The sequence below is a fragment of the Arthrobacter sp. Dra40 genome, from assembly GCF_059091905.1.
The window spans coordinates 1-8,530 of sequence record NZ_JBNHHB010000214.1 but is presented as its reverse complement, the minus strand read 5'-3'; the positions used below and the strand labels follow the sequence as shown (position 1 = coordinate 8,530).

The 8,530-nt window shown below is 66.1% G+C and carries 6 protein-coding genes; 4 read left to right on the top strand and 2 right to left on the bottom strand.

Going from position 1 to position 8,530, the window contains the following annotated elements:
- Positions 1 to 179: 179 nt before the first annotated feature.
- Together lpdA and AC5RWT_RS31500 are read right to left on the bottom strand one after the other, a co-directional pair.
- The gene (gene lpdA / locus AC5RWT_RS31505) at positions 180 to 1,562 is read right to left on the bottom strand and encodes a dihydrolipoyl dehydrogenase (protein WP_494083650.1); all 1,383 of its coding nucleotides are present in this window, start codon (positions 1,560 to 1,562) and stop codon (positions 180 to 182) included.
- 182 nt (positions 1,563 to 1,744) lie between these two features.
- Positions 1,745 to 3,265, bottom strand: coding sequence for a leucyl aminopeptidase (locus tag AC5RWT_RS31500; RefSeq protein WP_494083649.1), 1,521 nt, complete (start codon positions 3,263 to 3,265; stop codon positions 1,745 to 1,747).
- Positions 3,266 to 3,555: 290 nt separating this feature from the next.
- Between AC5RWT_RS31500 and AC5RWT_RS31495 the strand changes: the two genes are divergently transcribed.
- The 4 genes from AC5RWT_RS31495 to AC5RWT_RS31480 all read left to right on the top strand — a co-directional run.
- Positions 3,556 to 4,515 (top strand): proteasome assembly chaperone family protein, encoded by a 960-nt coding sequence (locus tag AC5RWT_RS31495; protein WP_494083648.1) that lies wholly within the window; start codon positions 3,556 to 3,558, stop codon positions 4,513 to 4,515.
- 34 nt (positions 4,516 to 4,549) lie between these two features.
- Positions 4,550 to 5,965 carry an MFS transporter gene (locus tag AC5RWT_RS31490; protein ID WP_494083647.1) on the top strand — a complete coding sequence of 472 codons (1,416 nt, stop codon included), beginning with the start codon at positions 4,550 to 4,552 and terminating at the stop codon, positions 5,963 to 5,965.
- A gap of 32 nt (positions 5,966 to 5,997) precedes the next feature.
- Positions 5,998 to 7,269 (top strand): DUF4192 domain-containing protein, encoded by a 1,272-nt coding sequence (locus AC5RWT_RS31485; RefSeq protein WP_494083646.1) that lies wholly within the window; start codon positions 5,998 to 6,000, stop codon positions 7,267 to 7,269.
- Between the two features lie 250 nt (positions 7,270 to 7,519).
- On the top strand, positions 7,520 to 8,530 hold a 1,011-nt coding region (locus AC5RWT_RS31480; protein ID WP_494083645.1), incomplete at its 3' end, for an RNA polymerase sigma factor.

The following is an 8,530-nucleotide window of genomic DNA, read 5'->3' as shown; positions in this document are numbered from 1 at the left end:
AGCCAGCGGGTCACAGTGCCTTCGGTGACGCTTTCACCGAGGGCGGGCAAGTTCACGGTTTCAGACATGTCGTCCCCGTTCTCCTTTGAGTCTATTTCCGGCCAGGCCGGTACATCGAGTCTTGTTCTTGAGCCTAGTGCACCCGCCCGCAAGGGACGGGTGCACCAAGGAAGGGCTTGTTAACCGTGCAGCGGGCGGCCGGCCAGGGCCATGGCGGCCTCGCCGAGGGCCTCGTTCTGGGTTGGGTGCGCGTGGATGAGCGCCGCGACATCCTCCGGGTAGGCTTCCCAGCTGACGATCAGCTGCGCCTCGCCGATCTGCTCGCCGATGCGGCCGCCGATCATGTGCATGCCGACGATCGGGCCGTCCTTTTCGCGGACCATCTTGATGATGCCGCCGGTGCCCAGGATCGAGCTCTTGCCGTTGCCGGCCAGGTTGTATTCGGCGATCTCCACGTTGTCCTTGCCGAACTTTTCCTCGGCCTGCGGCTGGTTGAGGCCCACGGAGGCGATCTCGGGCTCGCAGTAGGTCACCTTCGGGATGTTGATGTCCTCGATGACCGCAGGCTTGTTGCCGGCGATTTCCTCGGCGACGAAGATGCCCTGCTGGAAGCCACGGTGGGCCAGCTGGACGCCGGGGACGATGTCGCCGACCGCATAGATGTTGCCGACGCCGGTGTGCAGGCGCTCGTTGGTGATGACGAAGCCGCGATCAACGGTGATGCCGGCTTCTTCGAAGCCAAGGCCAGCGGTGCTCGGGCCGCGGCCTACGGCCACGAGCATCAGGTCGGCTTGAAACGTCTTGCCGTCGGCGAGGGTGACCACCACGCCGTCGTCGTTCTGTTCCACCTTGTCGAAGAAGACGCCGGTGTTGAACTTGATGCCGCGCTTCTTGAACGCGCGCTCCAGCTGCTTGATGATGGCCGGATCCTCGTTGGGCACCAGCGACGGCAGTCCCTCGACGATGGTGACGTCGACACCGAAGGAGTTCCAGACCGAAGCGAACTCGACACCGATCACGCCGCCGCCGAGGACCACGGCACTCTTGGGCAGGGTGTCCATCTTCAGGGCGTGGTCGGAGGTGATGACCTTGCCGCCGATCTCCAAGCCGGGGAGGGTCTTGGAGTAGGAGCCGGTGGCCAGGACGATGTTCTTGCCCTTGTAGGCTGTGCCGCCGACCTCGATGGTGTCCTTGCCCACGAGCTTGCCTTCGCCCTCGATGACGGTGATGCCCTTGGACTTGACCAGGCCGGACAGTCCCTTGAACTTCCCGGCCACGATGCCGTCCTTGTAGGCGTTGACAGCTGCCATATCGATTGATTCAAGGCTCAGGTTCACGCCGTACTTCGAGGCATCCTTGGCATGGTCGGCCAGCTCGGCCGAGTGCAGCAGCGCCTTGGTGGGGATGCAGCCGTTGTGCAGGCAGGTGCCGCCGAGCTTGCCCTTCTCCACCAGGCCGACGCTGAAGCCCAACTGCACCGCGCGCAGGGCAGCGGCATAGCCGCCGCTGCCGCCGCCGAGGATCAGGATGTCGAATTCTTGCGCTGTTGCCGAATCGGCCACGTGAACGCTCCCTCGCGTGTTCGCAACGTGTGGTGACACGTCGATGAGTTGATTGGGGTTGCAGATCGATGTTGGTTTGGGACTCACCTTAGCGGTCCCGCATACCATCATCTAGTTGGTGACGGCCCCACGGGGCCGGATTGTGTGCGGATTCACGCCCGCGGGAGGGGCGCGGCAGGAACTCAGGCGCTGCGGGCCACTACATCCTCGGCGTAGGCCACCAGCGTGCGGACGGCGACGCCGGTGCCCTCCTTCGGGGTGTAGCCGTGCGGTGCGCCTTCGTTGAAGGCTGGACCGGCAATGTCCAGATGGGCCCAGGGGATGCGCGCGCCGCCGGTTTCGCCGACAAACTCGCGCAGGAAGATCGCGGCCGTCAGCATGCCGCCGTACTTGTCGCCCATATTGGACAGATCCGCCACCTGCGAGTCCAGCCCGGGACGCAGTTCTTCCGGCAGGGGCATCGGCCAGAACAATTCCCCCGCCCGGTCGGCCGCGGCCTTGACCGCATCGCGCACGGGCTCTTCGCCCATCACCGCGGCTACGCGGCTGCCGAGCGCAACCATCTGCGCACCGGTCAGGGTGGCAACATCGAGCAGGACGTCGGGATGTTCCTCACTGGCAGCGGCCAGCCCGTCGGCCATGACCAGCCGGCCCTCGGCGTCGGTGTTGAGCACTTCCACAGTCTTGCCGCCGTACATGGTCAGGACGTCGGACGGCCGGGAAGCGGAGCCGGAGGGCATGTTTTCCGCCAGACAGAGCCAGGCTGTGGCCTTCACGGGCAGACCCAGCTCGGCGATGGCCAGGACTGCATTAAGCACGACGGCGGCGCCCGCCATGTCACACTTCATCGTCATCATGCCGTTGGCCGGCTTGAGCGACAGGCCGCCGGAGTCGAAGGTGATGCCCTTGCCCACGAAGGCCAGGTGCGCCTTGGCGCGGGCCGGTGCGTATTCCACCTTGACCAAACGCGGCGGCCGGCTGGATCCCTTGCCCACGCCGGTCAAGCCGCCGTACCCGTCCTTTTCCAGCCTGCTTTCGTCCAGAACGGTGACCTTGACCGGCAGGTCCTTGGCCATCCGGCCCGCGGCGTCGGCGAAAGACGCCGGGTACAAGTGGCTCGGCGGCTGGTTGACCAGGGACCGTGTCGCGTTAACCGCCCTGCCCAGCACGGAGGCCCGCTTGAGTGCCTTCGCCAGGTCCTTGTCGCCGGCCACCGGAGTGATGACGGTGGCTTCGGCCACGGGGCGGCGTCCGGCCTCGCCGCTGCGGTGCTCGCTGAATTCATACGCCCCGAGCGCGGCTCCTTCGGCCACGGCCGCCGCTTCGGCGACCGTCTTGGCCGGCAGGCCCAGGGCCACCGTCCGCACTCCGGCCAGTTGCCGGACCGCAGAGCCTGCCGTCCGGCGCAGGGTTTCTTCCGTCAAGGCCTGGCCCGCCGCCAGCTTTCCGACGCCGGCCAGCACCAGCACCTCCGCACCGGATTCAGGCAGCCCCGGCAGGCGGCGGACTTCGTCGGCCGCCCCCGTGACCCCGAGCATTGGCAAAGAATCTGCCAGTGCCTTCGCTGACTTCGTTGCCAACGGATTCTCCAGCAGGACCGGGCCGGTGCCGTCCTGGGCGACGGCGATGACGAGGGCATCGCACTTGGCCTTTTTGACATCCTTGGCAATGGCGCTGAGCTTGAGCTCAATCGTGGGGATCACTCGGATCTGTCCTAACTTCTCCTCCAGCCGGGCAGCGCAGTACGGATGTGGTCCGCGGTCGCTCACCGGTTGCGTACCGTTGTGTTTACAGTGGTTCCAGCAGGAAGTGCCCTTCAGGCGTCGGCCGGAACAGGGCCTGCACCTGTCGATCGTAGTCTCTCCGGCACCCGTTGCGCTGGCGAAGACGCGCTGCCGGGGCCTGCAGCGCCGGAATTTTTCCGCCCGCTCGGGCGCTGAACACTGCAGAGGGCCAGGCACGGCAGAGAAGACGATGCCGAAACGGAGGAAACATGCTGGATCCACAATTGCTGATGTCGACCAACCCGGAGTTGTTCGACTCGCCTGCGCTGCGCGGGCTCGACCTCATCATGGGGTTCACCGGGGCCGCTGAAGCCGGGCATGTGGTGGAGCAGATCGGCGACGAACTTCTCGATGGGCTCGACGCACAGCTGGTTGCCTCCTTCGACGTGGACCAACTGGTGGACTACCGCAGCCGGCGGCCTAAAATCACTTTCGCGGGCGACCGTTTCACCGACTATGAAGCGCCGGCCATCGAGCTGTACCGGCTGGTCGACGGGCTCGGCACACCGTTCTTGTTGCTGACCGGCCCCGAACCCGACTACCAGTGGGAACGCTTTTCCCGTGCCGTGGTGTGGCTGGCGAACCGGCTCCAGACCCGGCTGGTCGCGTGGGTCCAGTCACTGCCCATGCCGGTGCCGCACACCCGGCCGATCGGGGTCACCGTCCACGGCTCGCGGAAGGACCTCATTGACGGCATCACCAGCTGGAAGCCCCAGGCGGAGCTGCAGGCAGGGATTGGTCCGCTGTTGGAAGTGCGGCTGACCGAGGCCGGGCGCGACGTCGTCGGCTATTCGATCCATGTGCCGCACTACCTCGCGGACGCCCAGTACCCGCCCGCCGCCGTCGCCGCACTGGAGTACCTCGGCGCCGCCACTTCGCTGACGCTGCCGACTGACCGGCTGCGCGAGACCGGACGCGACGTGGAAGGCCAGATCGACCGTCAGGTGCAGGATTCTGCGGACGTCCAGCGGGTGGTCGGCCGCCTAGAAGAGCGGTACGACGAGTACGCGGGTCACGAAGAACGCCGCTCGCTGCTGGTTAAGGCCAACGAAGAGCTTCCCGACGCCGACGAAATCGGCGCGGCGGTCGAGGCCTTCCTGGCCACGCAACCGGGTACCGACGACGACGGCGGTGACCGGGCTCCAGCAGGGCCCGGGACAGGCAATTAGTCCTGTACCCCCGGCCGCGGGCAATAATGGAGCCATGGATTCGCGGCGTGCATGGTGGGTGTGGGGGAGCGGAATCTTCGCCTATCTGGTCGCCATCACCCAGCGGACAACTTTCGGCGTAGCCGGACTGCAGGCCACCGAGAGATTTGACGCTACCGCGGCCGCACTTTCGACGTTCACCGTGCTCCAGCTGGTGGTGTACGCGGGGCTGCAGATCCCTGTCGGCCTGATGGTGGACAAATACGGACCCCGGATGATGGTGGCCGGAGGGGCTGTACTGATGCTGGCCGGCCAAACCGTGCTGGCCTTCGCGTCGTCCGTTCCCGAGGGGCTGGCCGGGCGCATTCTCGTGGGTGCCGGTGACGCCATGACCTTTGTGTCAGTGCTGAGGCTGCTGCCCAGTTGGTTCAGCGGGAAGCGCATTCCGCTGCTGACCCAGCTGACCGGGCAGCTCGGGCAGATCGGCCAGCTGATCAGCGTCATCCCCTTCGTGGCCATTCTCAACCTTGGGGGCTGGACGCCGGCCTTCCTCTCGGTGGCTGCGCTCTCCGCGGTGGCCTTCGTCCTGGCGCTCGCCGTGGTGCGAAACGAGCCCGCCCGGCGGGAGAAGGTGTTGGCGCCGACCTTGCGCCAAACCGGGGCGTCGCTCGCCGAGGCATGGCGGGAACCGGGGACCCGGCTGGGACTGTGGACCCACTTCACGCTCCAGTTCCCGGCAAACGTGTTCATGCTGATGTGGGGCTACCCTTTCCTGGTTTCGGCCCAGGGGTTGGCACCGGCCGAAGCGTCGGCGCTGATGACGGCCGCCGTTATCACCTCTTTCACCGCGGGGCCCTTGTTGGGCCGCTGGGTCGGCCGGCATCCACTGCGGCGTTCCACCATGGTCTTGCTGATCGTAGGGCTCATGTCGGCGGCATGGCTGTGCGTGCTGCTCCATCCGGGGCCCGCGCCGTTCTGGCTGCTGTTGCTGTTGGTGATGGCCGTGTCCGTGGGAGGCCCCGGTTCCATGATCGGTTTTGACTTCGCCCGGACGTTCAATCCGCTCAGCCGCGCCGGAACGGCAACCGGGATTGTCAACGTTGGCGGCTTTGTCTCGGCCCTGCTGGTGATGCTCGGCATGGGCGTGGTGCTCGACGTGCTGCTGGCCAGCGGGTTCTCACAGGGCGAGCTGTACGCGCTGGACTCTTTCAAGCTGGCGTTCAGCCTCCAGTTCCTGTTCCTGATTTGTGGCACGCTGGCAGTGTTGGCGGTCCGCAAACGCGTGCGCACCCGGTTGTCGCACGGCGGAGTCACGGTGCCGCCCCTTCGGGATGCCCTGGCCCGGGAGCGCCGCAGGCGGGAGCCAACGGATCAAGGAACGAAGAGAGAAGGGCGGAATACTGCGCGGCTGACCCTCCCTCCACAGCACCCTTTTCGGGAGGCCTGTCCACACCCACGACCCGCCAGCTAGCCCGCCTTCCGCCGTGGCGGAAGGCTTCCGGCATGGAGAAAAAGAGATTCACCGCCCGCCGGTCCGCCGACGTCCTGAGCTTCGTTCCGCATGTGCTGGGATTCCTGCCCGCCGAAAGCGTGGTGCTGCTGGGCGTCTGCGGTGGCCGGGTCGGCGCAACTCTGCGTTTGGACCTTCCTGCAAGCGAGGACAGCTGCCACGTGGAACTGTTCGCCCAGACGGCAGCGGAGTTTTTGCGCTCCGATGAAGATGCAGACTCCTCGCTGCTGATCCTCTACACGGAGCACGTGTGGCGCGCACCTGACCAGCCCCCGCATGCCGCATTGGTGGCGGCCCTTGGCCGTTCCCTTGCCGCGGCCGGACTGCCGGTGCGCAGTGGCTGGACGGTTGGCACGCAGCACTGGCGTGAGCTCTTTTGCGCGGACACCGGATGTTGCCCGCTTCCCGGACGGCCGGTTTCGCAGATCCGGGACAGTGCCTTGAATGCCGAACTCGTCTACACCGGCAGCATCTACGCGGGGTCGGCCAGGGAGGCAGTCGCCGCGGGCTCATCCGCGGCCTCCCAAGGACAGGCGGCCGGCGGGCCGGCCCGGCAAACCGTCGTTGCCGAAGCATCGTCCGGTGCAGCCGCCGAGGCACCTCCGGAGGCCGCCGCGATCCAGCAGGAAGCAGAACGGCTGGCTGCAGGACTGACCGGCCGATGGATTTCTGCCGCCTTCTACTTCTATACGCTCCGGCGCTGGGAGCAGTCATTGTGGGCACACCGGACGGGTAACCTGGCACCGAAAAGCCAGGCGTTCCTGCTCGCCAGCCTGACGGACACCGCCGTACGGGACGCTCTCGCGATTTTTGCGTGCAGCAACCTTGAGACGGCGTTCCTCTGGGCAGAAGCGTCCGGCCTCTTCGCTGACGCGGGTCCGGCGACGGATGGGCCGCCGGCAAAAGGTCCAAGGCCGCCGGCCGGCGATCCAGCGGCCGCCCTGGCCGCGTCAAAAATTTTGATGGGGGACTCGTCCCACGGTCCCGACTGGGACCGCGTGGACGCCACCGCAGACCTGCTCCAGCAGCTGCACACTGTGGGCACTGGCTGCCCGCGTGCTGCTGCCGGGGCCTTGCATGCCTGGATCGAGTGGGCCAGGGGGCGCGGTTCGCACGCGCACCAGCGGGCCGAGGCATGTCTGCGCGACATGCCCGGTTACCGCCTTGCGGAGCTGGTCCGGGAACTCGCAGACAGTGGAATGCTGCCGGTTTGGGCCCGTCGGCGCGAGACGGCGTGGCCGGGCCGCCGGCGTTTGACCGCCTGAGGGACACCGCCCCGAGCTGCGAAAATCAGTTCTTCGGGCGGTCTTAATCGTGAGACAATGGGAACCGAGACCCGGTTGGGTCCGTGTTTCAAACAACGGTGGTTCCTGCGGGAATACCGTAGTCGCGGAGCAGGTTATGCCATGCAGACCCTGCGCCCGTGGCTTCGTTTGAAGTCAATCACGGACTTGACAGGGTCATAGTGGTGTTACCCGCAGGTAGCGTCACAGACCGCCGTACGAAAGGTTCTCTGTGTCACCGGACAAGAAGACTGTTGCAGCTCCCGACGAGGAGACTGCTGCCTCCGCTCCGAAGAAGTCCGCGACGACCAAGCGCACCGGCGCCAAGTCGGCGGCAGCGGCGGAAGCTGCTCCCAAACGGCGCGGCCGCAAGCCCGGTGCCGCAGCCAAGAAGGACGAGGCGAACACCGCCGAGCTGGCAACAGAAGAAGTCGACGAAGATTCGGACATTGAGCCGGATCCCACCGAGGAAGACGTTGAAGCTTCCGAGGAGTCCGGCGCGAAGAAGGGCAAGGAAGGCGAAACAGGGTCCGGCTTTGTCTATTCTGATGCCGACGACGATGATGCCCCTGCCCAGCAGGTGGTTTCCGCCGGCGCCACGGCAGACCCTGTCAAGGATTACCTGAAGCAGATCGGCAAGGTCGCACTGCTGAACGCCGAGCAGGAAGTCGACCTTGCTCTGCGGATCGAAGCCGGTCTCTTCGCCGAGGAGAAGCTGGCCAAGGACGACGGCACCATGGAGACGCGTTTGCGGCGTGACCTGGAGCAGATTGTCCACGACGGCAAGCGGGCCAAGAACCACCTGCTCGAAGCCAACCTCCGCCTGGTGGTGTCGCTGGCCAAGCGCTACACCGGCCGCGGCATGCTGTTCCTGGACCTCATCCAGGAAGGCAACCTGGGCCTGATCCGTGCCGTCGAAAAGTTCGACTACACCAAGGGTTTCAAGTTCTCCACCTACGCCACTTGGTGGATCCGGCAGGCCATCACCCGGGCCATGGCGGACCAGGCACGCACCATTCGTATTCCGGTGCACATGGTGGAAGTCATCAACAAGCTGGCCCGCGTGCAGCGCCAAATGCTCCAGGACCTGGGCCGCGAACCCACGCCGGAAGAGCTGGCCAAGGAACTGGACATGACCCCGGAAAAGGTCGTCGAGGTCCAGAAATACGGCCGCGAGCCGATCTCGCTGCATACCCCGCTGGGCGAAGACGGCGACTCCGAGTTCGGCGACTTGATCGAGGAC

Excerpts from the sequence above, each read along its gene's own strand:
- AC5RWT_RS31495 (WP_494083648.1), top strand. The coding sequence starts at position 3,556 with ATGCTGGATCCACAATTGCTGATGTCGACCAACCCGGAGTTGTTCGAC.
- AC5RWT_RS31490 (WP_494083647.1), top strand. The coding sequence starts at position 4,550 with ATGGATTCGCGGCGTGCATGGTGGGTGTGGGGGAGCGGAATCTTCGCC.
- AC5RWT_RS31485 (WP_494083646.1), top strand. The coding sequence starts at position 5,998 with ATGGAGAAAAAGAGATTCACCGCCCGCCGGTCCGCCGACGTCCTGAGC.